The 26,277-nt window shown below is 62.5% G+C and carries 24 protein-coding genes; 19 read left to right on the forward strand and 5 right to left on the reverse strand.

Annotation, left to right across the window (positions count from 1 at the left end; all coding sequences use genetic code 11):
• The first annotated feature begins 75 nt into the window (after window positions 1-75).
• Genes EB235_RS28220 through EB235_RS28230 form a run of 3 tightly spaced genes read left to right on the forward strand, consistent with a single transcriptional unit; the run spans window position 76 to window position 3,933 of the window.
• Window positions 76-1,149, forward strand: a complete 1,074-nt coding sequence (locus tag EB235_RS28220; protein ID WP_027034118.1) for a quaternary amine ABC transporter ATP-binding protein — start codon at window positions 76-78, stop codon at window positions 1,147-1,149.
• The gene (locus EB235_RS28225; RefSeq protein WP_027034117.1) at window positions 1,146-3,125 is read left to right on the forward strand and encodes an ABC transporter permease; all 1,980 of its coding nucleotides are present in this window, start codon (window positions 1,146-1,148) and stop codon (window positions 3,123-3,125) included. Before EB235_RS28220 ends, EB235_RS28225 begins: the two co-directional genes overlap by 4 nt.
• A 7-nt stretch (window positions 3,126-3,132) precedes the next feature.
• Window positions 3,133-3,933 (forward strand): hypothetical protein, encoded by an 801-nt coding sequence (locus EB235_RS28230; protein WP_051429814.1) that lies wholly within the window; start codon window positions 3,133-3,135, stop codon window positions 3,931-3,933.
• Between the two features lie 166 nt (window positions 3,934-4,099).
• Here the strand turns inward: EB235_RS28230 and EB235_RS28235 are convergent, their stop codons facing one another.
• On the reverse strand, window positions 4,100-5,458 hold the full coding sequence (locus EB235_RS28235; protein ID WP_027034116.1) for an NAD(P)-binding domain-containing protein: 1,359 nt from the start codon (window positions 5,456-5,458) through the stop codon (window positions 4,100-4,102).
• A gap of 260 nt (window positions 5,459-5,718) precedes the next feature.
• Between EB235_RS28235 and EB235_RS28240 the strand changes: the two genes are divergently transcribed.
• Window positions 5,719-6,426, forward strand: coding sequence for a helix-turn-helix domain-containing protein (locus EB235_RS28240; protein ID WP_027034115.1), 708 nt, complete (start codon window positions 5,719-5,721; stop codon window positions 6,424-6,426).
• 215 nt (window positions 6,427-6,641) lie between these two features.
• Here the strand turns inward: EB235_RS28240 and EB235_RS28245 are convergent, their stop codons facing one another.
• The 4 genes from EB235_RS28245 to EB235_RS28260 are packed head-to-tail and all read right to left on the reverse strand — an operon-like array spanning window position 6,642 to window position 10,424.
• Window positions 6,642-7,682 (reverse strand): heme-dependent oxidative N-demethylase family protein, encoded by a 1,041-nt coding sequence (locus EB235_RS28245; protein ID WP_027034114.1) that lies wholly within the window; start codon window positions 7,680-7,682, stop codon window positions 6,642-6,644.
• A gap of 9 nt (window positions 7,683-7,691) precedes the next feature.
• The gene (locus EB235_RS28250; protein ID WP_027034113.1) at window positions 7,692-8,657 is read right to left on the reverse strand and encodes a PDR/VanB family oxidoreductase; all 966 of its coding nucleotides are present in this window, start codon (window positions 8,655-8,657) and stop codon (window positions 7,692-7,694) included.
• Window positions 8,654-9,250 carry a dimethylamine monooxygenase subunit DmmA family protein gene (locus tag EB235_RS28255; RefSeq protein WP_027034112.1) on the reverse strand — a complete coding sequence of 199 codons (597 nt, stop codon included), beginning with the start codon at window positions 9,248-9,250 and terminating at the stop codon, window positions 8,654-8,656. The genes EB235_RS28250 and EB235_RS28255 overlap by 4 nt, the downstream gene beginning before the upstream one ends.
• Before the next feature lie 40 nt (window positions 9,251-9,290).
• A complete protein-coding gene (locus tag EB235_RS28260; RefSeq protein ID WP_027034111.1) occupies window positions 9,291-10,424 on the reverse strand; it encodes an aminomethyltransferase family protein in 1,134 nt (377 codons plus the stop codon).
• A 288-nt stretch (window positions 10,425-10,712) separates the two neighbouring features.
• Between EB235_RS28260 and EB235_RS28265 the strand changes: the two genes are divergently transcribed.
• The 15 genes from EB235_RS28265 to EB235_RS28335 all read left to right on the forward strand — a co-directional run bounded on the left by EB235_RS28265 (window position 10,713) and on the right by EB235_RS28335 (window position 26,257).
• Complete coding sequence (locus EB235_RS28265; RefSeq protein ID WP_027034110.1) at window positions 10,713-11,000, forward strand: hypothetical protein; 288 nt, start codon at window positions 10,713-10,715, stop codon at window positions 10,998-11,000.
• Between the two features lie 11 nt (window positions 11,001-11,011).
• Window positions 11,012-11,389, forward strand: a complete 378-nt coding sequence (locus tag EB235_RS28270; protein ID WP_027034109.1) for a hypothetical protein — start codon at window positions 11,012-11,014, stop codon at window positions 11,387-11,389.
• A gap of 34 nt (window positions 11,390-11,423) precedes the next feature.
• Complete coding sequence (locus EB235_RS28275) at window positions 11,424-11,585, forward strand: hypothetical protein (RefSeq protein ID WP_027034108.1); 162 nt, start codon at window positions 11,424-11,426, stop codon at window positions 11,583-11,585.
• A 14-nt stretch (window positions 11,586-11,599) separates the two neighbouring features.
• The gene (locus EB235_RS28280) at window positions 11,600-12,994 is read left to right on the forward strand and encodes an APC family permease (protein WP_027034107.1); all 1,395 of its coding nucleotides are present in this window, start codon (window positions 11,600-11,602) and stop codon (window positions 12,992-12,994) included.
• A 45-nt stretch (window positions 12,995-13,039) separates the two neighbouring features.
• Window positions 13,040-13,729: a hypothetical protein gene (locus tag EB235_RS28285; protein WP_027034106.1), complete on the forward strand. Its 690-nt coding sequence runs from the start codon at window positions 13,040-13,042 to the stop codon at window positions 13,727-13,729.
• Window positions 13,726-14,055 carry a hypothetical protein gene (locus EB235_RS28290; RefSeq protein WP_027034105.1) on the forward strand — a complete coding sequence of 110 codons (330 nt, stop codon included), beginning with the start codon at window positions 13,726-13,728 and terminating at the stop codon, window positions 14,053-14,055. The genes EB235_RS28285 and EB235_RS28290 overlap by 4 nt, the downstream gene beginning before the upstream one ends.
• Window positions 14,056-14,140: 85 nt before the next feature.
• Window positions 14,141-15,037 carry a class II glutamine amidotransferase gene (locus EB235_RS28295; protein WP_027034104.1) on the forward strand — a complete coding sequence of 299 codons (897 nt, stop codon included), beginning with the start codon at window positions 14,141-14,143 and terminating at the stop codon, window positions 15,035-15,037.
• A 4-nt stretch (window positions 15,038-15,041) separates the two neighbouring features.
• Window positions 15,042-15,773 (forward strand): GXGXG domain-containing protein, encoded by a 732-nt coding sequence (locus EB235_RS28300; RefSeq protein ID WP_027034103.1) that lies wholly within the window; start codon window positions 15,042-15,044, stop codon window positions 15,771-15,773.
• A gap of 6 nt (window positions 15,774-15,779) precedes the next feature.
• On the forward strand, window positions 15,780-17,108 hold the full coding sequence (locus tag EB235_RS28305; RefSeq protein WP_027034102.1) for an FMN-binding glutamate synthase family protein: 1,329 nt from the start codon (window positions 15,780-15,782) through the stop codon (window positions 17,106-17,108).
• A 33-nt stretch (window positions 17,109-17,141) separates the two neighbouring features.
• Window positions 17,142-18,449, forward strand: a complete 1,308-nt coding sequence (gene glnT, locus EB235_RS28310) for a type III glutamate--ammonia ligase (RefSeq protein ID WP_027034101.1) — start codon at window positions 17,142-17,144, stop codon at window positions 18,447-18,449.
• 35 nt (window positions 18,450-18,484) lie between these two features.
• Window positions 18,485-19,738 carry a sarcosine oxidase subunit beta family protein gene (locus EB235_RS28315; RefSeq protein WP_027034100.1) on the forward strand — a complete coding sequence of 418 codons (1,254 nt, stop codon included), beginning with the start codon at window positions 18,485-18,487 and terminating at the stop codon, window positions 19,736-19,738.
• Window positions 19,739-19,754: 16 nt separating this feature from the next.
• Window positions 19,755-20,030, forward strand: coding sequence for a sarcosine oxidase subunit delta (locus EB235_RS28320; RefSeq protein WP_027034099.1), 276 nt, complete (start codon window positions 19,755-19,757; stop codon window positions 20,028-20,030).
• Entirely contained in the window at window positions 20,030-23,011 is a 2,982-nt protein-coding gene (locus tag EB235_RS28325) for a sarcosine oxidase subunit alpha (protein WP_027034098.1), read from the forward strand. The genes EB235_RS28320 and EB235_RS28325 overlap by 1 nt, the downstream gene beginning before the upstream one ends.
• Window positions 23,004-23,627 carry a sarcosine oxidase subunit gamma gene (locus EB235_RS28330; protein WP_027034097.1) on the forward strand — a complete coding sequence of 208 codons (624 nt, stop codon included), beginning with the start codon at window positions 23,004-23,006 and terminating at the stop codon, window positions 23,625-23,627. The genes EB235_RS28325 and EB235_RS28330 overlap by 8 nt, the downstream gene beginning before the upstream one ends.
• Window positions 23,628-23,887: 260 nt before the next feature.
• On the forward strand, window positions 23,888-26,257 hold the full coding sequence (locus EB235_RS28335; RefSeq protein WP_027034096.1) for a DUF1989 domain-containing protein: 2,370 nt from the start codon (window positions 23,888-23,890) through the stop codon (window positions 26,255-26,257).
• Window positions 26,258-26,277: the final 20 nt, after the last annotated feature.

Raw genomic sequence — 26,277 nt, forward strand, 5'->3', positions numbered from 1 at the left:
GTTCCGACTGGAAAAATGAGACCCGGCCGTTGATCGGCCAGGCCTCAAATCTTGGTATTCCAGAAGGACGATTGGATGACGACTGAACAGGGATCGACGCAACCAGGCGCGGACGACCGCCCGGTAAAACTTGCCTGCCGCAATGTCTGGAAACTGTTTGGATCGAACGCGGCCAATTTCATCCGCGAGCGTGACGGCAAGGCCAGCATGGCGGATGTCGCTGCCGCCGGACTGGTCGGCGCGGTACGGGCCGTCGATCTCGAAATCCGCCAAGGCGAGATTTTCATCATCATGGGCCTGTCCGGCTCCGGCAAATCGACGCTGGTGCGCTGCATGTCGCGGCTGGTCGAACCGACGCATGGCAAGGTCGAGTTCGAAGGCAAGGACCTGCTCAAGATTTCAGACGCGGCACTGATCGAGTTGCGGCGCCATCGAATGGGTATGGTGTTCCAGAATTTTGCGCTGCTGCCGCATCTCAACGTGCTGGATAACATCGCCTTTCCGCTCAGCATTCAGGGGCAGGACAGGCCAACGCGCGAGGTGCGGGCGCGCGAAGTCATCGAACTTGTCGGCCTGCGTGGCCGCGAGCATTTCTATCCGCGCGAGCTTTCCGGCGGCCAGCAGCAGCGTGTCGGCATCGCCCGCAGCCTCGCGACCAAACCGGAAATCTGGTTCCTCGACGAGCCGTTCTCCGCGCTCGACCCGCTGATCCGTCGCGAGATGCAGGACGAGCTGATGCGGCTGCAGACCATGCTGCACAAGACCATCGTCTTCATCACCCATGATTTCGACGAAGCGATCAGACTGGCCGACCGCATCGCCATCATGAAGGACGGCGAGGTCATCCAGACCGGCACGCCGGAGGAGTTGGTGGTCAATCCGGCGACCGACTATGTCGCCGAGTTCACCCGCGACGTCGACCGCGCCAAGGTGATCTCGGCGCGCAGCCTGATGCGCGCCTGCGACGGCGCCGAGCATGGCGGGACGGTGGCGCCGGAGGCCAAGATCGCCAGTTTCTCGGCCAGCATCGTTTCCGCCGGCAAGCCGTTCGCCGTGGTCAACGGCACGGGCAAGCCGATCGGCGAAGTGACGCCGCAAGCGGTGATCGATCTGTTGGCCGGCATCGACAGCTCCGGAGCCCGCGCATGACGGTGACGGCGAGCGCCAGCGAGGCAAGGCCGCCGCTTCAGCGCTGGCTTGTTGTCTGGGCGGCAGCACTCGCCGCTGTGCTCATGGTGTTCCTGCTGCAGGACGCTGTCCCTTGGGCCGTCAACTATCCGGCCGACGCGGTCGTTCCCGTCGCCGACTGGGTCAGCGCGCTGATGGGCTGGATCAAATCGAACCTGTCGTGGCTCACGCGCTCGATCACCGCGGTGCTCGGCGTGCCGCTCGATTTCGCGCTCAATCTCTTGGCCAAGAATTTCAAATTCGGCCATGGCGCCGATACCGTTGTCTTGCCGCGCCTGTCCTGGGTCGGCGTGTGCGCGGCCGCCTTCCTCGCCGGCCACGCTGTCGGCGGTCGCAAACTCAGCCTGCTGGTCGGCGGCTGTTTCCTCTACATCGCTCTGTTCGGGCAGTGGACCAGCGCCATGCTGACGCTGGGGCTGATCTCTATCGCCGTGCCGTTCTGTATCATCACCGGCCTGTTCGCTGGCATCTGGGCGTGGCGCAAGCCGTGGGCCGAAAGGCTTGTTGTCTCCCCTGCCCTTGACCTGATGCAGACGATCCCGACCTTCGCCTATCTGATCCCGATGCTGCTGCTGTTCGGCAACAGTCCGGTGTCGGCGATGATCGCCACCGCCATCTTTGCCACGCCGCCGATGGTGCGGGCGACGATGCTTGGCCTGTCGCGGGTGCCGTCCGAGATCGACGATTTCAGTGAAATGGCCGGCTGCACGGCGCGGCAGAAACTGTGGCGGGTGCTGTTGCCCTCGGCGCGGCCGACGCTGATGGTCGGCGTCAACCAGGTGATCATGCTGGCGCTCAACATGGTGATCATCGCGTCGATGATCGGCGCCGGCGGCCTCGGCTACGACGTGCTCCTGGCGCTGCGCGCGCTGAAGGTCGGCGAGGCGATGGAAGCCGGTCTCGCCATCGTCGCGCTGGCCATCGCGCTCGACCGGCTGAGCCAGGCCATCGCGCACAAACAGGCAAAGGGCCATGTTCATCAGGCCGTGAGCCCAAGCCTCTGGCGACGCTACCCCAATCTGACGCTGGCCATCGCCATCCTTGCCGTCACCACGCTGCTCGGCCTGTTTGTGCCGGCCTTCGCCGCAGTGCCAAAGGCGATCACCTTCACCACCGCGCCGCTGTGGAAGGCGGCGGTGAACTGGGTGACGATCAACTTCTTCGACATTATCGAGGCGTTCCGCGTGGCGCTGATCCTCAATGTGCTGAACCCGGTGCGCGCCTTCTGCGAAGGCTTTCCATGGCTGGGCGCGGTGTTCCTGCTCGGCCTTGCCGGCTATCAGCTTTCCGGCCTGCGACTGGCGGCGCTGGTGGCGGCGCTGACTGCCTTCTGCGCTGTCACCGGCCTGTGGGAAAAGACTATGGCCACCGTCTATCTCTGCGGCATCTCGGCCTTCATTGCCTGCCTGATCGGTATCCCGATCGGGCTGATGGCGGCGCGCAGCGACCGCTTCGAGAAGATCGTCACCCCGATCATCGACACGCTGCAGGTGCTGCCGTCCTTCTGCTTCATCATCCCGGTGGTGATGCTGTTCCGCGTCGGCGACGTCACCGCCATGATCGCCACCGTCGCTTTCGCCGTGGTGCCGGCCATCCGCTACACAAATCACGGTATCCGACAGGTGCCGCCGGCGCTGATCGAGGCGGCCAAGGTTTCCGGCTGCACGCCGCGCCAGACCTTCTTTCGTGTGCAATTGCCGCTGGCGCTGCCGGAGATCATGCTGGGCGTCAACCAGACCATCCTGATGGCACTGGCGATGATCATCATCTGCGCCATGGTCGGTACGCGCGATCTCGGCCAGGAAGTGTTCATTGCACTGTCCAAGGCCGATTCCGGTCGTGGCATTGTCGCCGGCCTGGCCATCGCCTTCATCGGCATCGTCGCCGACCGGCTGTTCAACGCCTGGACGGCGAAGGCGCGGGCAAGACTGGGATAGAAGCCGAATGGCCGAGCCGGGCGAACCGCCTTTTACCGTTCTCGTCTTCGACATGGCCAAGACCGGCGAACCGGACGGCGAGCATATGGTTCGCGGATTTGAGACGCTGGATGCGGCAACATCCTATGCTATTGCGCGGGTTCGCGCCTCGGTGGAGCAACTGCGTAAGCCCGGCATCGCTGCCGCCGAGCTGCGCCAGCTTTGGCACATCCATGGCGAAGACTGTTCGGTGCTGAACGCCAATGTGCGCGGCAGCGATCTTCTCGACGACTTTATCGCGACGCCGGCGACTTCAGCCGAATGCAACTGGCAGGTTCTGGCACCAAGGTTGCGCCGCTTCCGCGCCTCGCTGCTCATCTCCAACGACAAGGATGAGTCGGTCTGGGCTGGCGGCTTTTTTCGCTCGACCTACAAATTATCGCGCGATGGCCTGCTCGACCATTTTCGCGACGACGCCATTGCCGCCTTCAAAGCAGAGAATATCGAGCCGGCGGAGCCGACGAAGCTCATGGTCGCCAATCACTTCGAACTTCCCGACCCGCCCTACCCGCCGCCAGGTGTGGCGCTACGGTCCTGGAGGGTCGAGGTCGGCTTCGTCTGCCACGATGTGAAGTTCGGCGCAGATGCCGCTGGCGTCTTCGCCTGGCCGCAAGAGCCGGCCGACTGGGCGCTCAGAACCATGCAGTTCCTGCTGATTGCCGACATGATGGCGATGCGCGGTGATGGCCCGGACTGGGCCAACGACTGCGATGTTCTCTCCTCAGAGGTGACCGAGACGGATGCGGCTCCCGACTATCCCTTGGATTGAAGCGCGGCAATCTTTAGTTGGGCCATGATCTCGGGACAAACGAAACCGTTTGTCCGAGAAAACCGGTTCCCACTTTTTGCTTCGCTGACCTTCGGTTCGGGATTATGGCCCTTAGCTGGGCCATGATCTTTTCCGAAAACCGGTTCCCACTTTTCGGGATCATGGCCTACTCCGCCGCCACACCCTTCACTTCGAGATAGCTCTCCATGGAATCGTCCAGCGCCTGCAGCCAAGGCGTGTGGTGCAGTGGCGCCATGGTGCCGGTCATCAGCGAGCGGTAGGCGTGATCGCGAAAACTCATAATGTCTTCGCCCTTGTGGTGCTCCCATTCCATGAAGGTCTGGTTGACCGCCTCGACGTCGAAGCCGGGATAGTCGGTTTGGTCCATCAGCTCCTTGGTGTAGTCGCCCTGGAACCAGATCATCTGCTCGGCGTCTTCCAGCGTCTCTTCGCGTGCGCGCCACTTGGCGCCATGCGCGGCCATCGCTTCGGCCGACGGCAGCTTGATGCGGCCCAAGATGACGTCGCGCGCGAACCAGGCCTGCGCGTCGAACATGTTGAAGGTGTAGAACTGGTCCTGCATGCCGATATAGGACAGCTTCGGGTTCTTCTCCCAAACGACGCCTTCGTAGAGGCTGTCCGGCCACATGCGGTTGGCGGTCTTGAGTTTCAGATCGTCGGTCAGGAACGGGAAGGAATGCAGATAGCCGGTGCACAGGATGATGGCGTCGACGTCCTTGGTGGTGCCGTCCTTGAAGTGGGCCGTCTTGCCGACGACCTTCTGCAGCAGCGGCACCTCTTTCCAATTGTCAGGCCATTTGAAACCCATCGGCTTCGAACGGTAGCTGGAGGTGATCGATTTGGCGCCGTATTTGTAGCATTGCGAGCCGATGTCCTCGGCCGAATAGGAGCGGCCGATGATCAGGATATCCTTGCCTTTGAACTCCATCGCGTCACGGAAATCATGGCTGTGCAGGATGCGGCCGTTGAAGGTCGAAAACCCTTCGAAATAGGGAACGTTGGGCACCGAGAAGTGGCCGGAAGCGACGACGACATTGTCGAACTCTTCCGAATAGGTGACATCGTTTGAGCGGTCATGGGCGGTGACGGTGAATTTCTTGGTCTCGTCCGAGAAGGTGACCATGCGCACCGGACTGTTGAAGCGCACCCATTTGCGCAGGCCTGATTTTTCAACGCGGCCCTTGATGTAGTCCCACAGCACGGCGCGCGGTGGATAAGAGCCAATCGGCCGGCCGAAATGCTCCTCGAAGGTGTAGTCGGCGAATTCCAGGCATTCCTTCGGTCCGTTCGACCAGAGGTAGCGATACATCGAGCCGTGCACCGGATCGCCATGCTCGTCGAGGCCGGTGCGCCAGGTGTAGTTCCACAGGCCACCCCAGTCGGACTGCTTTTCGAAACAGACGATTTCGGGAATGTCGGCGCCCTTGTCGGCAGCCGACTTGAAGGCCCTAAGCTGTGCCAGGCCGGACGGTCCGGCGCCGATGACGGCAACGCGCGTTTTCATTTCCAGGGCCTCCTTTTTTGATTTCCCCAGCGAAACAAATTTCACTGACAGTGACACTAATTGGCCCTTCGGTGCTGTCAACAGACATCTGTGGGAACTGCATTTACGCGCAACGGATTCCCAGTGAAAAACCTTCGCTGACAGAATTCATGGGATCAGCAGGTGGGACTTAAGACGGCTTGCCGACACCGCCGCGCTGCTGTATCGCCACGTGACATGTTCACCTTGAGTGAAATAAATCCGCGAAGTCCGGGGGCGAGATGGCGCAAGACAGTTCTAATCCCAAGGCTGGGCTTGCCGGCGCCAAGCCAAAGGTTTCGGCCGACGGCAAGACCATCCGGGCACCGCTGACGCAGAACCCGCACGCCATCCGCGACACCCGCGAAAAAGTGCTGGAAGTGGCGATCGGCCGCGAGGTGCGGGCGTTCCGCAAGAAGCTCGGCATCACCGTAGCTGATCTCGCCGTTGCCACCGACATTTCGCTGGGCATGCTGTCGAAGATCGAGAACGGCATCACCTCGCCGTCGCTGACCACCTTGCAGGCACTGTCACGGGCGCTCGGCGTTCCCGTCACCGCCTTCTTCCGCCGCTTCGAGGAGGAGCGCAGTGCCGTTTTCGTCAAGGCCGGCCAGGGACTGGACGTCGAGCGCCGCGGCACGCGCGCCGGCCACCAGTACAATCTGCTCGGCCATATCGGCTCCAACACCAGCGGCGTCGTCGTCGAACCCTATCTGATCACGCTGACCGAGGATTCGGATGTGTTCCCGACCTTCCAGCATGAGGGCATGGAGTTCCTCTACATGCTGGAGGGCGAGGTCGTTTACCGGCACGGCAGCAACCTCTATCCGATGAAGCCCGGCGACAGCCTGTTCTTCGATGCCGATGCGCCGCATGGCCCGGAGCAGCTGACGAAACTGCCGATGCGGTATCTGTCGATTATTTGCTATCCGCAGAATAGTGCGGGGTAAGATTGGCGATCTCCCTCCTCGTGGGGGAGATGTCCGGCAGGACAGAGGGGGGCGCTGTTCCGCCGACTTATCAATCGATCGTAATCTAGTCACGACCTCAAAGGTTGGAGGTCTTTCACCGGAGGTGGGCAAGGGCTGGCGCTCTACGGCGCCCCCCTCTGCCCTGCCGGGCATCTCCCCCACGAGGGGGGAGATTGGCAGCGTCGCTGGCAGCTTTAGTCCGGCCCAAACCCCGGTGACGTCGCACTGCCATCATCGAGCTTCGACAGCCATTCCACCAATGTCGGACGAAAGCGCGTCAGGCCCTTGTAGGTGGCGAGTTCGTCCGGCAGGTCGCGGATGACGCGGTGAAGCCGGCGTGCCCATTTCGGCTGCGTCACCAGTTCGTCCATCTTGATCAGATAGCAGCGGATCGGGAAGACGATGCCGTTGGAGCGCGGCAGCCGCCAGAAGCTTTGCAACTCGACGCGCAGATGCACCTTGTCGCCGACATTCTCCGGCGTCACGGTCGTCCGATCCGGTCCCCATTTGTGGTAGTTTTCCGGGCTGGTATCGAGACGCGGATTGATGGTCATCGTCCAGTTCAGGCGCCGCGCCGGCTTGCCCTGCTGGATGTTGGTGAGGAATTTCAGCGCCCTGGTAAAAATCCCCTTCTCATGCGCCAGCGGCACCGGCGCGTGCCATTCGAAGAAATTCATGCCGATGTCGAAATCGAGCGACCAATCGGCTTGCGTGGTGACCATGCCGGCATCCATCCACAGATTGCCGTCGCGCTGGTCGAGGATGCAGAAATCGCCCTGGCTCTGGCGGGTGATGTATTCCATCGGCCCGTAAGGCAGGGTCGAGGTGTCGCCGAAGGTAAAGGTGTCGTCGATGCCGAGCGGCCGGTTGATCCAGCGCCAGCGGTCGCCGTTGCGTGTCAGCGTGAAATGCTCGGGATAGCCGAGCGCCTGCTGTTCCATCAAAAGCTCCAGCAGGTCCCAGCCGGCCAGCGTCATATGCGGCAGCGACTGGCAGCGCAGCGGATCCTCGGCCAGCACCAGCGCACGGTCCTGCATCTCGGCAACATAGTGCTCGTCGACGTCGATCAGGTTTTCCAGCACCGAGCCCTTGGTGCCGACGACATGCGGCTCGATGTTGACCGCATACATGTAGGCGTCTTCGTGGAACGGGAACGGAAACCGCCTGATGTGTTCCGGGCTGTTCTTGAAGGTGAAATCGTCGCGGAACGTTTCCTTGCGAAAGGTGATGCCCATGATTTCCTCCTACCGCTCCAGCACCAGCGACCGGCCTTCGAAGCGCGACACGCACGGCATGATCTTGCAGCCGGAGCGATGCTCTTCCTCGCTCAGCCAATGGTCGTTGTGGATGAACTTGCCGTCATGAGAGATGACGTTGGTCTCGCATTGGCCGCAGACACCGCCGCGGCAGAGATAGGGCGGATCGACGCCGGCCGCCTCGATCGCTTCGAGCAAGCTCTGCTGCTCGCCGACACGGATGGTCTTGCCGCTGACGGCAAGTGTGACATCGAAGGGCAGGCCGGGCTGGGGCGCGGCGAAATGCTCGAAATGCACGGCCTCCGACGGCCAACCCAGGCTCGCTGCGCGGTCACGCACCCAGTTGATCATGCCGGCCGGACCGCAGACATAGAGATGCGTGCCGAGCGGCTGTGTCGACAGCAGACGGTCGAGTTCGATGCGCTCCTCGCGGTCGTCGTGGTAGAGCCTGATGCGCCTGTCGTAGCGCTCTCGCAGCACATCGGCATAGGTGCCCAGCGAAGCGGTGCGGCAGGTGTAGTGCAGTTCGAAATTGCCACCCTCCCCCGCCAGTTGCGCGGTCTGCGCCATGAATGGCGTGATGCCGATGCCACCGGCCAGCATCAGGTGTTTTTTGGCGCGCAGGTCGAGCGAGAACAGGTTGACGGGATAGCTGATCACCATCTCCAGCCCGGGCTTGACGGAGCGATGCATGAACAGCGAGCCGCCGCGGCCGACATCGTCGCGGCGCACCGAGATGGTGTATTCGCGCGTGTCGAGCGGCGACCCCATCAGCGAATAGGGATTGAGCCTTGTGCGCTCGCCATCGCGCATCTCGACCACGACATGGGCGCCGCCGGAGAAGGTCGGCAGAAGCTCGCCGTCACGGCGGCGGAAATGGAAGCGGGTGACCAGATCGTTGACCGGAACGACATCGCTGACGACGACATCGAGCTTGGTGGTGCCGGTGCTCATGGGAAGGCCTCCTCGATTGGAGGAATCTCCGAGCGATCCTCGGCATTGATGCACACGCCCTGGAAAGCGGCCAGGCGCCTGGAATAGTGATCGCGCACCAGGAGCAGGAGGCCGCAATGCGCGCAGGTCGCCGGCTGCGTCGTCACGTTCTCGGTGATGCCCTTGCAGTGCACGCACTGCATGCGCCGCGCCAACGAACCGCGATGCTCTGTCTGCATGGAGGTGTGGTCGATGCCGGCTTCAAGGGCCACCTGCATGGCCTGGCCGATCAAGCCTTCGGTGCCGGCGAGGTAGAGGCGCAGGCCCATATGGGCGTTGGTCAGCGTCTGCTTCAGCCGGGGCAGCAAACTGGCAAAGGATGGCGCCTGGTGAAACTGCGCTGGTTTGAGCGCTTCGAGGGCGCCGACATGCTTGCCGTCAGGGCCGGGAATGAAGACGATCTCGGCCCCGTCGAAGAAGCCGGGCGGGGCCGTCCTTGCCATATCAACGATCGCCAGCGCGCCTTCCGCATCCGCCAGGAAAAGATGATGCTTGCCGGGCTGCGGAGACAGGGTTCCGTAAATGGGCCGGCTGATGATGGTCTTGGCTGCCATTCTCTCTGTTTGCCCTAAATCCCTCGCTGTCGATAATGCCTCAACCCTTGGCGGTGCGTTTGGTTTTCTTCGGATCGTCGAAGGGAAGCGGCTGCGCCGTCGCCTTGATCGATCCGCTCTTGTTGCGGATTTCGAGCTTGGTGTCCTTGACCGCGCAGTCGACGTCGAGGCGGGCGATGCCCATCGATTTCTTGACCAGCGGCGAATACATGGCGCAGGTCACCACGCCGACCTTTTTGCCGTCGCGATAGACCGGCGCGCCTTCGTCGGCCGGCTCCTTGCCGTCGAGCAACACGCCAAAAATCTTGAAGCGCTCCTTGCCCTTCAGCCGATAGTGCTCCTCGGCGCCGCGAAAGCCGGTCTTGCCGGGGCTGACGGTGAAGTCGAGGCCGAGTTCCCACAGCGTGTCGCCGGGGCCTTCATTCTCGAACGGATACTTTTGCGAATTGTCGTAGGGGTAGAACAGCAGGTAGCTCTCGACGCGCAACATGTCGAGCGTGGTGAAGCGGCATGGAATGATGCCGGCGCTCTTGCCCTCTTCAAGAATCCTGTCCCAGATCGTGCCGGCATCCTGGCCGCGGCAGAAGATCTCGTAGCCGCGCTCGCCGGTATAGCCGGTGCGCGAGATCATCACCGGGAAGCCGAACAACTGCGTCTGCATGTGATGGAAATAGTTGAGGTCGCGAATACCCGGCACATGCTTGGCGAGATAGTCGACCGCGGTCGGCCCCTGCAACGACAGATCGTGCAGATTGTCGTCGAAGCGCAGCGAGACATCGCGGCCGACGGAAGCGCGCTGCAATTCCTCATGGCCGGTGCCCGAACCATGCACGACCATCCAGGCGTTCGGCCCGGTGCGGTAGAGGATGCAGTCGTCGGTGAATTTGCCGGCTTCGTTCAGCATGCATGCATAGGCTGATTTGCCGGGGTAGATCTTTTCCACGTCGCGCGTGGTGGCGAGGTCTATGAGATGCGAGGCGTGCGGCCCTGTGATGTGGACCTTCTTCAGGCCCGAAACGTCCATCAGCCCCGCCTTGGTGCGGATGGCGATGTATTCCTCGTCAGCGTCCTTGTCGTAAGTCCAGGCGGTCCCCATGCCGCTCCAGTCTTCGAGCTTCGAACCCAGCGCGCGGTGGCGATCCGCTAGGGTCGAAAATCTCCAGGATGCCGTCATCCGCTCGTCCTCCGTTAAAAATCTGCTGTTCCCTGCTCCTTGTGGCACGGAGGCCGGAGCTTTGGGTTGAATATTGACCGCAAACGCGGGAGAGCCGCAATCCCCTGAAAGCAAATAATTTCATTGTCAGGCAAAATCAGCCGCGCCTTGCAAACGGTTAACTCTGCGTAAATTCGCCTTGACAATTGCGGAAAACGGCTTGAGTTTATGAAAAAAATTTCACTCTGTTGAAAGAGGACGGCGCACGGTGAGTTCGGAACCGGGCGTCGGAAAAAAGGGGAAAAACCGATGTCAGACCTGCAGCAGCGCATCGAAGCGCTGTACCGCTCCGACGTGCGCGGATCCGTGATCCTGATCGTCTGCCTTTGGGCAACTATCCTTTTCGTCCTCGTGATGACCTGGCCATACATTCCCGACAGCGGCATCAAGCTCGTGGTCGCGGTTGCCGCCGCGGCCGTGCTGATCTTCAACACGGCCGCCATCCTGGCGATGGTCAACCACTACAAGGAAGACAAGGACTTCATCTACGGCCTCGACATCAAGAACGCCGACGCGTCCCGCAACCGCAAGTCCTGAGGGGAGAAACCATGTCCCGCTACATACCGCCGGATCAGAGCAAGGCCGGGCAAGTCTTTGATATCGCCGTCGTCGTCGTCGCCATTTTCGTGGCGCTGTGGCTGCCGTTGAAGCTCGGCCTCGCCGGTGCCGCGAAATCCATCGACGCGCTCGACGCCAAGACCTGGGAAGCGCTTGGCCAGAATCCGACCATGGCCGGTATCTGGGAAAAACTCGGCTACACGCCGGAGACCGCGCATGACGTCATCCAGAACCGTTTCCACTATGTCATCGATTGGCCGACGCTGATCATCATGGCCGTCGTCTTGATCGCCTATTTCGTGTTCCTGTTTCGCGCATCCGACCGCGAGTATCGCGACGTCATCAACGAAAAGTTCGACGACAAGTAATAGTTTCGACTACGAGCAGGATGGGGACAAGATCATGTGGGTGGCACTCTCTTACGCTTGCTGGGGCATCTCGATCATCCTCGCGCTGTGGATGCTTTACGACTGGTTCAAGGTCGATACGACTTATTCCGAGGAGGTCCTGACCTCGTCGCGCGAAGGCGAACTTGAAGCCGCTTCCGAAGAACACCGGATCTGAGTGGGGATTGAAAAATGACGACCGCGCTTGAACCGGCAATACACGGCGACAGGGTTTCGCTACTCAGGGTGCTCGGCCCGGCCCATGTTTGGGCGCTCGGCGTCGGCATCGTTCTGGTCGGCGAATTCACCGGCTGGAATTTTTCCGCCGACAAAGGTGGTACGCTGGCAGCCCTGATCGTGTGCTGGGTCGTGGGCCTGCTCTACACATCCGTCGCCATGATCGATTCCGAGGTCACGTCGACCGTTGCCGCCGCGGGCGGTCAATACGCCCAGGCCAAGCACATTGTCGGCCCACTGATGGCGTTCAACGTCGCGCTGTTCCTGGTCTTTGCCTACACGATGCTGGAAGTGTCCGACGCCATCCTGCTCGGCGACACGATCGTTGCCAAGGCAGGGGTCGAGGGGCTCACCCACAATTCCTTCATCGCCGCGACCATCGTGGTTCTGGCATGGCTCAACTATCGCGGCGTGCTGATGACGCTCAACGTCAATTTCGTCATCACCGCGATTGCCTATGTCTCCATCGTCATCCTGTTCTTCTCGGTCAGCCCGTGGACGCAAGGGGCGGTGCTGAAGCTCAATGAACTGGTCACGCCGGGCAATGCCCTGCCCTATGGCTGGATCGGCGTCATCGCCGCTTTCCAGTTCGGCATCTGGTATTATCTCGGGATTGAAGGCACCACGCAGGCTGCCGAGGAAGTGCGCTCACCCGCGCGCTCGCTGCCCTACGGCACGATGGCCGGCATGATCACGCTGCTCATCGCCGCCGCCATGACCTGGTATGTCTGCGCCTCGCTGATGCCATGGGAATATCTCGGCATCACGCCCTACCCGCTTTGGGACGCAGGTAAGCTCACCGGCAGCCCGCTGCTCGAAAACCTGCTGTTCATCGCGACGCTGCTCGCCGCCATCGCCTCGGCCAATGGCTGCATCAATGACGCGGCACGCGCCTGGTTCTCGCTTGGCCGTGACCGCTATCTGCCGAGCTGGTTCTCGGCGGTGCATCCGAAGTACCGCACACCCTACCGCTCGATCCTGTTCCTGCTGCCGATCGCGCTGGCCTTCGCCTTCATCGCCGACCTCAACCAAGCGATCACCTTCTCGATCCTGTCGGGCGTGCTGCAATACACCTTCATGAGCATCAACATCATGATGTTCCGCAAGAAGTGGCCGCTCGGCACGATCCGTCGTGGCTACACGCATCCGTTCCATCCGCTACCGGCGATCGTGCTGTTCTGCCTGTGCGTGGTCACCTTCTTCGCCATCTTCCTCGGCTTCGGTTCGCAGCTGAGCGCCATGGTCGCCTTCTATTTTCTGATCTCCGTGTGGTTCCATTTCTATCGCTACAAATTCGTGCGGCGCGGCGACCAGTTCACCATGCCGTGGCCGAAACCGCAGGGCTATTGATGGGAGACGGCCCGTCCGGATGCCGGATGGGCCAGGCATGACAAAATGTCCGAAGTGACATCAGCACTGGTTGCCGGAGCAATTGTCGCGGCTCTCGCTTTTCATTTTACGTGGCTTGCCCGCCGCAGCCGCAACAGGGCTTCAGCGGCGCTCGCCGCCGACGAGGTTGGCATTCGTACCGTCATTGCCGGAGCCGCTGATGTTTCGGACGGCACTGCCGGCGTCATCACCTGGGAAGGCTCGTGGAATGGGCAGCGTGTCCAACTGCGGACCATCGTCGATACGCTGGCAACAAGAAAACTGCCTGCACGCTGGCTCAGTGTCTCGATCACCGAAAAGGTCGCGGTGCCAGCCACCTTCGATATGATGATGCGGCCGGGCTCACCGACGACCTTCTCCAATTTCGACCATCTCCAGCACACGCTCCCAAAGGCACCGGGATTCCCAGCCGAGGCGGTGCTGCGGACAGACCTCAGGGGGGCGCGCTTTCCGCAGGGCCTCATTGCCGACCATCTCGAACTCTTTTCCGAAGGACGCGCCAAGGAATTGCTGATCACGCCGAACGGCGTGCGCATTGTCTGGCTGCTGGCCGAGGCCGAGCGCGCGCGCTACGGTGTTTTCCGGCAAGCCGCGTTCGGTGACGCGCGGATCGATCCGGCGCTGATACGGCGGCTGCTCATATCCCTTTCGGCGCTGCGCGACGCCATCAACCAAAGCGAACGGCAAGCCGCATGACCAGCTCAGACACCTCTCCGGCGCCGGTGAGCCCTTATCTCGTGCTCGGTGCGGCAATCGTTTTGCCAGCAAGCGGCCATGTCATTCTGGGCGTGCCGGTGCGCGGGCTGCAGTTTCTGTTCTTCATGGTGATCCTGGCCTGGGTCACCGCCAGGATCGCGCCGCCCGACGCCAGCTTCATCGGCCGCCATGCCGGCGGCTTCCTGATCTATGCGCTATCCATTCTGGACGCCTACAAGTTCGCTCGTGTCCGCCACGCCCGATGGGTTCACAATGCCGCGCAGGGCAGCAATAATTCGCATGGCGGCATCACGCCGCATACGTAACTACAGGAAAATTTTTTTCATGTGATTGAATTCGAGCAACGCATTCGGTACATCATCTCTTGGCTACAAACGTTGGGAGGCTGACATGTGTGGAATTGTCGGACTGTTTTTGAAGGACAAGTCGCTGGAGCCGCAGCTCGGTGCGATGCTGTCGGAGATGCTGGTCTCGCTCAGCGATCGCGGCCCGGACAGCGCCGGCATCGCCATCTATGGCGCGCCCTCCAAGAATGAGGCCAAGATCACCATCCAGTCGGCGAAGCCGGGGCGCGATTTCCCTGGCCTCGATACCGAGCTTGCCAAGGCGATCGGCGTGCCGGTGAGCATCGCGGTGAAATCGACCCATGCTGTCGTCAGGACCAGCCCCGACAAGATCGATGAGGCCCGCGAGACCATTCAGGCGCTGCGCCCCGATATACGCATCATGGGTGCCGGCGACGTCGTCGAGATCTACAAGGAGGTCGGCCTGCCGGAGGCGGTCGTCGATCGCTTCGACGTTCGCAAGATGACCGGCACGCATGGCATCGGCCATACCCGCATGGCGACGGAATCGGCGGTGACGACGATGGGCGCGCATCCCTTCTCCACCGGCGCCGACCAGTGCCTGGTACACAATGGCTCGCTGTCCAACCACAACAATGTTCGCCGCGAACTGATCCGCGAGGGCATGAAATTCGAGACCGAGAACGACACCGAGGTGGCGGCCGCCTATCTCTCCTCACAGATGGCGCATGGCAAGAACCTCGGCGAAGCGCTGGAAGGCACGCTCTCCGACCTCGACGGTTTCTTCACCTTCGTCGTCGGCACCAAGAACGGCTTTGGCGTGGTACGCGACCCGATCGCCTGCAAGCCGGCCGTGATGGCCGAGACCGAGCAGTATGTCGCCTTCGGTTCGGAGTATCGCGCGCTGACCAAATTGCCCGGCATAGACAATGCGAGGGTCTGGGAACCGGAGCCCGCAACTGTCTATTTCTGGGAGCATTGAGTTCATGCCGGCAACCAAACTTTCAAAGGCGGCGGCGAGCGACCACGCCTCCCGGGTGTTCGACCTCGATGTGTCGTCGCTGCGCGAGCTCAACCAAGCGCTTCACAATCTGGCTCCTGGCTCGAATGAAACGGCATGGGAGGTCCTCCATCCGAAGGGCAGCCATTCCGTGGCCGTCGGTGTCGACCAGCCTGTCTCCATCGATGTACGCGGCAGCGTCGGCTATTACTGTGGCGGCATGAATTCCGGCAGCGCCATTACCGTTCATGGCTCGGCCGGCCCCGGCGTCGGCGAGAACATGATGTCGGGCTCGATAACCGTGAAAGGTGACGCCAGCCAATATGCCGGCGCCACCGGCAAGGGCGGACTGCTGGTCATCGAGGGCAATGCCTCGTCGCGCTGCGGCATTTCGATGAAGGGCATCGACATCGTCGTGCACGGCAATATCGGCCACATGTCCGCCTTCATGGCGCAGTCCGGCAACCTCGTGGTGCTGGGCGATGCCGGCGATGCGCTGGGCGATTCCATCTACGAAGCGCGGCTCTTCGTGCGCGGCAAGGTCGACAGCTTAGGGGCCGACTGTATCGCCAAGGAAATGCGGCCCGAGCATCTGGAGTTGCTGCAAGGCCTGCTCGACCGTGCCGGCGTGACAGGCGTCAAGCCGTCGGAGTTCAAGCGCTACGGCTCGGCACGCACGCTCTACAATTTCAATATCGACAACGCCGACGCGTATTGAGGCAGCATGACCTATCGCAACCCGCCGACGACGCCGCGCAAATCCGCGACCTTTGACGACTACACGCTTTCTGAAATCCGCCGCGCCGCGGCGACCGGCATCTATGATATCCGGGGCGCCGGCGCCAAGCGCAAGCTGCCGCATTTCGACGACCTTCTGTTCCTCGGCGCCTCGATCTCGCGCTATCCGCTCGAGGGCTATCGGGAGCGCTGCGACACATCAGTGGTGCTCGGTTCGCGCCACGCCAAGAAGCCGATCGAACTGAAGATCCCGATCACCATTGCCGGCATGAGTTTCGGCTCGCTGTCCGGCCCGGCCAAGGAAGCACTTGGGCGCGGCGCGACGCTGTCGGGCACCTCGACCACGACGGGCGATGGCGGCATGACCGAGGAAGAGCGCGGCCACTCCAAGCAGCTGGTCTATCAATACCTGCCCTCGCGCTACGGAATGAATTTGCGCGACTTGCGCCGCGCCGATGCGATCGAGGTGGTCGTCGGCCAGGGCGCCAAGCCCGGCGGTGGCGGCATGCTGCTTGGCCAGAAGATTTCCGATCGCGTCGCCGAAATGCGCACGCTGCCGAAAGGCATCGACCAGCGCTCCGCCTCACGCCATCCCGACTGGACCGGGCCTGACGATCTCGAAATCAAGATCCTCGAACTGCGCGAGATTACCGACTGGGAGAAACCGATCTACGTCAAGGTCGGCGGCGCCCGCCCCTACTATGACACAGCCCTTGCCGTGAAGGCCGGCGCCGATGTCGTCGTCGTCGACGGCATGCAAGGCGGCACGGCGGCGACGCAGGAAGTGTTCATCGAGAATGTCGGCCAGCCCACGCTCGCCTGTATCAGGCCGGCAGTGCAGGCGCTGCAGGATCTCGGCATGCATCGCAAGGTGCAGCTGATCATTTCGGGCGGCATCCGCAATGGCGCCGATGTGGCCAAAGCGCTGGCGCTCGGCGTCGACGCGGTCTCGATCGGTACGGCGGCGCTGGTCGCTCTCGGCGACAATGATCCCCGCTGGGAGGCGGAGTACAATGAGCTCGGCACGACAGCCGGCGCCTACGACGACTGGCATGAGGGCCGCGACCCCGCCGGCATCACCACGCAGGACCCGGAGTTGATGAAGCGTGTCGACCCGGTGGCCGCCGGACGCCGGCTGGCGAACTACCTCAAGGTGATGACGCTTGAGGCGCAGACGATCGCGCGTGCCTGCGGCAAGAACAGCCTGCACAATCTTGAACCCGAGGACCTTGTCGCGTTGACGATCGAGGCAGCCGCCATGGCCGGCGTTCCGCTGGCCGGCACCAACTGGATACCGGGGAAGAACGGCTTCTAAAACAGCATCCAAAATACCAAGCGAGGAACTATAATGGGGAACGATCTCGCCGCTTTCGCCAAAAAGAACGGCGTCAAGTATTTCATGATTTCCTACACTGACCTGTTCAGTGGGCAACGCGCTAAACTTGTTCCGGCGCAGGCCATTGCCGACATGCAGAAGGATGGCGCCGGCTTTGCCGGGTTCGCTACATGGCTTGATCTGACGCCGGCGCATCCCGACATGCTGGCGGTGCCGGATCCGGATTCGGTCATCCAGCTGCCGTGGAAGCCTGAGGTCGCCTGGGTCGCCGCCAACTGCATCATGGACGACAAGGAGGTCGACCAGGCACCGCGCAACACGCTGAAGCGGCTGATCGCCGAGGCCGCCAGCGACGGCATGCATGTGAAGACCGGCGTCGAGGCCGAGTTCTTCCTGATCTCGCCGGACGGCAAGACGATCTCCGACGAATACGATACCGCTTCAAAACCCTGCTACGATCAGCAAGCGGTGATGCGCCGCTACGATGTCATCGCCGAGATCTGCGACCACATGCTGGCGCTCGGCTGGGGCGCCTACCAGAACGACCATGAGGACGCCAACGGCCAGTTCGAGATGAACTGGGCCTTCGATGATGCGCTGGCGACCGCCGACAAGCACTCCTTTTTCAAATTCATGGTCAAGTCGATCGCCGAAAAGCACGGCCTGCGCGCGACCTTCATGCCCAAGCCTTTCCAGGGCCTGACCGGCAATGGCTGCCACGCCCATATCTCGGTGTGGGACAAGGCTGGGAAAACGAATGTCTTCGCCGACAATGCGATGGAGCTTGGCCTGTCGGCCAAGGGCAGGAATTTCCTAGGCGGCATCATGAAGCATGCCTCGGCTCTCGCCGCGATCACCAACCCGACCGTCAATTCCTACAAGCGCATCAACGCACCGCGCACCATCTCGGGCGCGACCTGGGCGCCGAACACGGTGACCTGGACCGGCAACAACCGCACCCATATGGTGCGCGTGCCCGGCCCCGGTCGCTTCGAGCTGCGCCTGCCCGATGGCGCCGCCAACCCCTATCTCTTGCAAGCGGTGATCATTGCCGCCGGCCTCGATGGCATCCGCTCCAAGGCTGATCCCGGCAAGCGCTACGACATCGACATGTACCAGCACGGCCACACAGTGAAGGGCGCGCCGAAACTGCCGCTCAACCTGCTCGACGCGTTGCGCGAGTTCGACAAGGACAAATCGCTCAAGGCGGCGCTGGGTGAGGAATTCTCGTCGGCCTATCTAAAGCTGAAGCATCAGGAATGGAATTCCTATGCTTCGCACTTCACGCAATGGGAGCGCGACCACACGTTGGACATCTAACTGTCCAACCATGCGAGCGACCTCGGAATGAACGTATGAAATATTCGATCTTCTCGCTCGCACGTGCCGCCCTTTCCGGCCACAAGAATTGGCAGCGCACCTGGCGTGACGCCACGCCGAAGGATCGCTACGACGTGGTGATCATCGGCGGTGGCGGCCATGGCCTGGCAACCGCCTGGTTCCTCGCCAGCGAATACGGCATCAGAAATGTCGCCGTGCTCGAAAAAGGCTGGATCGGCTCCGGCAATGCCGGCCGCAACACCACCATCATCCGCTCCAATTACGGCCTGCCCGGCAATACCGGCTTCTACGAATTGTCGATGAAGCTTTGGGAGCGGATGGAGCAGGATCTCAACTACAATTCGATGGTCAGCCAGCGCGGCGTCATCAACCTCTACCATTCCGATGCGCAGCGCGACGCCTATGCGCGGCGCGGCAACACCATGCGCATCAACGGCATCGATTCCGAACTGCTCGACTTGGCGGCGGTCAAGAAGATGATGCCGTTCCTGAACTTCGACGATGCGCGCTTTCCCGTGCAAGGCGGGCTGTTGCAGCGGCGCGGCGGCACGGCGCGGCACGACGCCGTGGTCTGGGGCTATGCCCATGCCGCAAGCGAACTCGGCGTCGACATCATCCAGAATTGCGAAGTCACCGGCTTCGTCAGGGATGCCAACGGCAAGGTGACAGGCGTCGGAACCTCGCGCGGCAAGATCGGCGCGGGAAAAGTCGGCATGGCCGTCGCCGGCAGCTCCTCGCGGGTTGCCTCGATGGCGGGCCTGCGTCTGCCGATCGAAAGCCACGTGCTACAAGCCTTCGTCTCCGAGGCGATCAAGCCTCTGATACCCAACGTCATCACCTTCGGCGCCGGCCATTTCTATGTCAGCCAGTCGGACAAGGGCGGGCTGGTCTTCGGCGGCGACATTGACGGATACAATTCCTATGCCCAACGCGGCAACATGCCTGTGATGGAGGATGTCTGCGAGGGTGGCATGGCGCTGATGCCGATGATCGGCCGCGTGCGTCTTTTGCGCCAGTGGGGTGGCATCATGGACATGTCGATGGACGGTTCCCCGATCATCGACAAGACGCCGGTCGACGGGCTCTATCTCAACGCCGGCTGGTGCTATGGCGGCTTCAAGGCGACGCCGGGATCAGGCTTCGTCTTTGCCCATCTTCTGGCCCGTGATGAATCGCATGCCGAAGCCGCGCGGTTCCGTCTCGACCGCTTCCGGTCCGGCGCCATGATCGACGAAAAGGGCCAGGGCGCCCAACCGAACCTGCACTGAGGACAGTCAGAAACCGATGCGCATTACCTGTCCCTTCTGCGGCGAACGTGAACTCGGCGAGTTCACCTATCTCGGTGACGCCAAGCCGGTGCGGCCGGTTGCCGGCGCTTCGGAAGACGAGGTCTTCGACTACGTCTATCTGCGCGACAATGTCGCCGGCGTGATGAGCGAGAACTGGTATCATGGCGGCGGCTGCCGGGCTTGGCTGAAGGTTACGCGAAATACGCTGACGCACGAGATTTCGGCTGTCGAACCGGCGGCTGGTGCCGGTGCGGCGAAGGTTGGCGCGTGATGGCCGGCAATCAGACAAACCGGCTCAGATCCGGCGGCCTCATCGACCGCTCGGCGCAGCTGAATTTCCGCTTCGACGGCAAGAGCTTTTCCGGCTTCCAGGGCGACACGCTGGCATCGGCGCTCGTCGCCAACGGCGTCAAGCTGGTCGGGCGCTCGTTCAAGTACCATCGACCGCGCGGCATTCTCACGGCCGGCTCGGAAGAGCCTAACGCGCTGGTTGAGCTGCGCACCGGCGCCCGGCGCGAGCCCAACACCAAGGCGACGACCGCGGAACTCTATGAAGGGCTCGAGGCCGCCAGCCAGAACCGCTGGCCGTCGCTGCACCACGACGTGATGTCGGTGAACCAACTGTTCGCGCCGATCTTCGTCGCCGGCTTCTACTACAAGACCTTCATGTGGCCGGCGAAATTCTGGGAAGCGATCTACGAGCCCGCTATCCGCCGCGCCGCGGGTCTCGGCCGTGCCGCGGGTGTTTCCGACCCCGACCACTACGACAAGGCCTGGGCGCATTGCGACGTGCTGATCGCCGGCTCCGGTCCGGCAGGCCTGGCAGCAGCAATCGCTGCCGGCCGCAGCGGCGCTCGCGTCATTCTCTGCGAAGAGGATTTTGCCCCAGGAGGCCGACTGCTGTCGGATGGCGGCACGATCGATGGCCTGCCGGCCGCCGAATGGCTATCGCGAACGTTGGCTGAACTCACGGCAATGCCCGATGTCCGCATCATGACCCGCACAACCCTGTTCGGCGTCTATGACGGCGGCACCTATGGCGCGATCGAGCGGGTCAACGATCATCTGCCGGTGCCGCCCGAACATCAGGTACGGCAGCGGCTGTGGCGCATCGTGGCCAAGCGCAGCATCGTCGCCGCCGGCGCGATCGAGCGGCCGATCGTCTTTGCTGGCAACGACACGCCCGGCGTGATGATGGCTTCCGCCATGCGGACCTATGTCACGCGCTATGCCGCAACGCCGGCAAAACGCATCGCGCTGTTCACCAACAATGAGGATGGCTGGCGCACGGTCGAGACGGTACTTGGCGCCGGACTGCAGATCGCGGCGGTGGTCGACGCACGGCCTGACGTCTCGCCCGCCCATCGCTCGCTCGCCTCCAAGAACGGCTTTACCGTGCTGCATGGTTCGGTCAGCGGCGTGGATGGCGGCAAGGACGGCGTGCGCAAGATTTCGGTGTCGCTGACCGGCGGCGCGCGTGCCGAGGTCGAGGCCGATGGGCTCGCTATTTCCGGTGGCTGGAATCCGACGGTCGGTCTGACCTCCTACCATCGCGGCCGACCGAAATGGAGCGACGACATCGCCGCCTTCGTGCCCGATGGCGCACCTCCAGGCATGGTGGCCGCAGGTGCGGCCAATGGGGCCTTCGGGCTAGGCGCCTGCCTGCGCGAAGGTTTTGAAGCGGGAACGATGGCCGCGCGTGACACAGGACGCACCGGCAACGCCGGATCGACGCCCGTCGCCGACGATGAGGCTCTCTCGCTTGCGCCGCTCTGGCATGTTGCCGGCAAGGGCAAGGCCTTTGTCGACCAGCAGCACGATGTCACCGCCTCCGACATCGAACTGGCGCAGCGCGAAGGCTTTGAGTCGGTCGAGCATCTGAAGCGCTATACGACACTCGGCATGGCGACCGACCAGGGCAAGACCTCCAATGTCGCCGGCCTCGCGATCATGGCGGCGGTCAGCGGCCGCTCCATTCCCGAGACCGGCACGACGATCTACCGGCCGCCCTACGTGCCCGTCGCCATCGGCGCCTTCGCCGGCCATCATCGCGACGAGACTTTCCACGCCACAAGGCTGACGCCGTCGCATCACTGGGCCGCCGAACAGGGCGCGATCTTCGTCGACACTGGTCTGTGGAAGCGCGCGCAATGGTATCCACGCGCCGGCGAGAAAGACTGGCTCGAATCCGTCACCCGCGAGGTCAAGGCGGTGCGGAGCGGCGTCGGCTTCTGCGATGTCTCAACGCTCGGCAAGATCGACGTGCACGGCCCGGATGCCGGCGCCTTTCTCGACCGCGTCTACATCAACACCTTCTCCAGCCTCGCCGTCGGCAAGGCGCGCTACGGGCTGATGCTGCGCGAGGACGGCATCGTCTATGACGACGGCACGACGTCGCGGCTGGCCGAGGACCATTATTTCCTGACCACGACGACCGCCAAGGCCGGGCTGGTGATGCAGCATCTCGAATTCTGCCGGCAGGTGCTGTTTCCCGAACTCGACGTGCAGCTGACCTCTGTCTCCGACCAGTGGGCGCAATTCTCGATCGCAGGACCTAAGACACGCGATCTGCTGAAGGAGATCGTCGACCCCGCCGAGGATTTGTCCAACGAAGGTTTCCCGTTCATGGGCGCGCGCGAAGTCGCTTTGCGCGGCGGCATCAAGGCGCGGCTGTTCCGCATCTCCTTCTCCGGCGAGATGGCGTTCGAGATTTCCGTGCCCGCGCGCTACGGCGAAGCGATGGCACGGAATCTGATGGTTGCGGGAAAACCGCTCGGCGTGACGCCTTACGGCACTGAGGCACTCGGCGTGATGCGCGTCGAGAAGGGCCATATCGCCGGACCGGAACTGAGCGGCACGACGACGGCAGCCGATCTCGGACTGGGCAAGATGATGTCGACCAGGAAGGATTTTATTGGCCGCGTCATGGCAGGGCGCGAGGCGCTCGTGGCGCCGGACCGTCAGGTCGTCGTCGGCATCAAGCCGACGGACAAGGCACGCCGCCTGCGCTCCGGTGCGCACATCATTCCGAAAGGCCAAACGCCTAGCCCGGGCAACGACCAGGGCTATGTCACCTCGGTCTGCTTCTCGCCGACACTAGACCAGTGGATTGGCCTCGCGCTCGTCGAGCGCGGCCGCGAACGCATCGGCGAGATTGTCCATGCGCATGATCCGCTGCGCGGCGAGGACTATGATGTCGAGCTCTGCAATCCCGTCTTCTACGATCCGGATGGAGGGCGCCAGCGTGGCTGAGTTTTCCTGGGACGTTCGCAGCCCGCTCGATCGCGCGCTCGTGTCGGGTGCACATGGGGCGCATGGCGATGCTGGTGTCTCGCTGACAGAGATCCGCGATTTCGACCTGATCCAAGTGATGGCGCGACGCGGCAAGGCAGCGGACATGGCCACCGCCGCGAAAGCCCGCTTCGGCATTGCGGCTCCGGAAACGCCGAAGGCGGTGCGGACCGCGGATGCCACGCTGATCTGGTCAGGACCGGATCAGTTTCTTGTGCTGTCGAAGGGCGGCGGGCACGGGACGGAAGCACTCGCTCAGCCGTTTGCATCTTCAGCGTCGCTGTCGGACCAGTCGCATACACGCGTGCTGATCAGCATCTCCGGCGCCAGGGCGCTGACGATGCTGGCGAAACTGTCATCGATCGATTTGCATCCCGATGCGTTCCCGGTTGGTGCTGCGGCGGCAACGTCGATGGATCACGCCAGCGTTACGCTCTGGCGGGGTAATGATCGGGATGGACTGGCGGTGTTCAACGTTCTGGTGTTTGCCACTTTTGCCGAGAGCCTGTGGCATACGATGTTGGACTCGGCCGCTGAGTATGGAGTCGACATCAGCCATTCCGAGGATATGGCGTAGCGTTTGTGCGCGCCCTTCCTTCTCCCCTTGTGGGAGAAGGTGGCCTCGCGAAGCGAGGTCGGATGAGGGGTGTTCCAGCGTGGCAATGACGGCACTCCGTCACCCACCCCTCAACCGTCTCGGCGCTGCGCGCCGATCCACCTTCTCCCACAAGGGGAAAAGGGAAGATGGGCGCTCAAGCTTGCCAAACTCAACCGCACTGCTATTCTTGCTGCTAAAATAATTTTACACACAGGCAAACTTCGAACCGCAAGGCTGAGATGAGCCAGTCGCCCTACCCCACTGTCACAGCCGGACCACCGCGCCCGAGCCTCATATTGAGGCCCGGCCAGATCGCGCTGCCGCCGGGCATGGAGCGCTACACGATCCAGGGTAACGGCGCGGTGCTCATCGACGTCGAAGCCGGCGATACCGTCACCGTACGCAATGTCGAGGGCGGCCAGGCTTGCGAGCTGCTGGCTTGGGACAAGGCCGGTAAGACCGACCCTGGCGTTTTCGGTGAATCGTCGAACAGCAATGCCGACGCCATCAAGGGGCTGCTGGCGGAAGGCGATGACAGCCTGGCTTCCGTGCGCCGCGGGCTCGAGCGGCGGCAGGTGCAGCTTGATCAACCCAAGGCGGTTCGCGTGTTCAGCGGCGCAACACCCGCTGGCACCGAGCAGAGTTTTACCGTCACACGCAACGGAGCAATGCTGATCGCCGCGCCCGGCGGGCCGATGCTGGTCGATGGCCATGACACGGCGACGCCGCTTACCGTCATCGTGCGGCGCAAAACGATCCGCCTGAAAACAAAATCGCAGTTGGCCGATCCGCTCGCCGACCCAGTGCTCGACCTGCGCGTCCATTCGGCGACGGCCGAATCCTACTTCGTCAAGGCTGGCGACTATCTGCAGATCATCGATGTCGATGGCCGCCAATGCACGGACTTCCAGTGCTTTTCGGCGCGCAAGCTGGACAAGGGCCTCGACCACCCGCTCGACGTGACGACAACGCGCACGCTGATGGGCGCCAGCTATCCGATGCCTGGGCTGCATTCGAAATACTACGACCAGGACATGGAGCCGCTGGTCGAGGTTATCCAGGACACATGCGGCCGGCACGATGCCTTCGCGCTCGCTTGTGCTGCCAAATATTACGACGACATCGGCTATCCCGGCCACACCAACTGCTCGGAGAATTTCAACGGCGCTCTGGTCGACAAGGGTGTCAATGCTCGCGCCGGCTGGATGGCGATCAACTTCTTCTTCAACACCGCGATCGACGCGCATGGCGTCATGATGTCCGACGAGCCATGGTCGCGCGCCGGCGATTATGTGCTGCTCAGAGCGCTGACAGATATCGTCTGCGTATCCTCTGCCTGCCCTGACGACACCACTCCGGCCAATGGCTGGAACCCAACCGACATCCATGTGCGGACCTATTCCGGCCAGCACAAATTCTCGCGAGCGATCGCCAGACGCATGACGCCCGATTCGGAACCGAAAATGACCCGCGAGACCGCTTTTCATTCGAGCTTTGCCAAGCACACCCGCAACTTCGCCGAGTACAGATGCTACTGGCTGGCCAACTCCTTCGCCAAAGACGGGCCGATCGCCGAATACTGGGCCTGCCGGCAGGACGCCGTGATCATGGACCTGTCGCCGCTGCGCAAGTTCGAGGTCACCGGCCCGGATTCCGAAGCGCTGCTGCAATACACGCTGACCCGCGACGTGAAAAAACTCGGCGTCGGCCAGGTCGTCTATTCCGCCATGTGCTACGAGCATGGCGGCATGATTGACGATGGCACGCTGCTGCGGCTCGGCAAGGACAATTTCCGCTGGGTCGGCGGCGACGAGCTATCCGGCGAGTGGCTGCGCGAGACGGCGAAAAAACTCGGCCTCAACGTGCTGGTGCGCTCGTCGACCGACCAGATGCACAATGTCGCCGTGCAAGGGCCGAAGAGCCGCGACATTCTGCGGGAGGTGATCTGGACCTCGCCGCTGCAGCCCTCGATCGACGAACTCGAATGGTTCCGCTTCGCGGTGGCGCGCATCGGCGGCGGTAACGGCATTCCGGTCGTGGTCTCGCGCACCGGCTATACCGGCGAACTCGGCTATGAGATCTGGTGTCATCCGCGCGACGCCGAAAAAGTGTTCGACGCCATCTGGGAAGCTGGCCAGCCGCACGGGCTGAAGCCGATGGGGCTGCAGGCGCTCGACATGGTGCGCATCGAGGCCGGTTTGATCTTTGCCGGTTACGAATTCTCCGACCAGACCGATCCGTTCGAGGCCGGCATCGGCTTCACCGTGGCCTTGAAGACCAAGACCGACGATTTCATCGGCCGCGAGGCGCTGATCCGGCGCAAGGAAAACCCGCAGAACAAGCTTGTCGGCCTCGACATCGACAGCAATGTCGCGGTCGGCCATGGCGATTGCGTCCATGTCGGCCGTGCGCAGATCGGCGTCGTCACCTCAGGCATGCGCTCACCGGTGCTGAACAAGAACATCGCGCTGGCGCGGCTCGACGTCACCCATTCGGCCATCGGCACGGTAGTCGAGATCGGCAAGCTCGACGGCCATGCCAAGCGGCTGCCGGCGCGTGTCGTTGCCTTCGCCCACTACGATCCGCAGAAGACCAAGCCGCGCTCGTGAGCACTGCCTTCGTGCATCTG

Origin of the sequence: Mesorhizobium loti R88b (assembly GCF_013170845.1) — a bacterium.
Classification (GTDB): Bacteria; Pseudomonadota; Alphaproteobacteria; order Rhizobiales; family Rhizobiaceae; genus Mesorhizobium; species Mesorhizobium loti_B.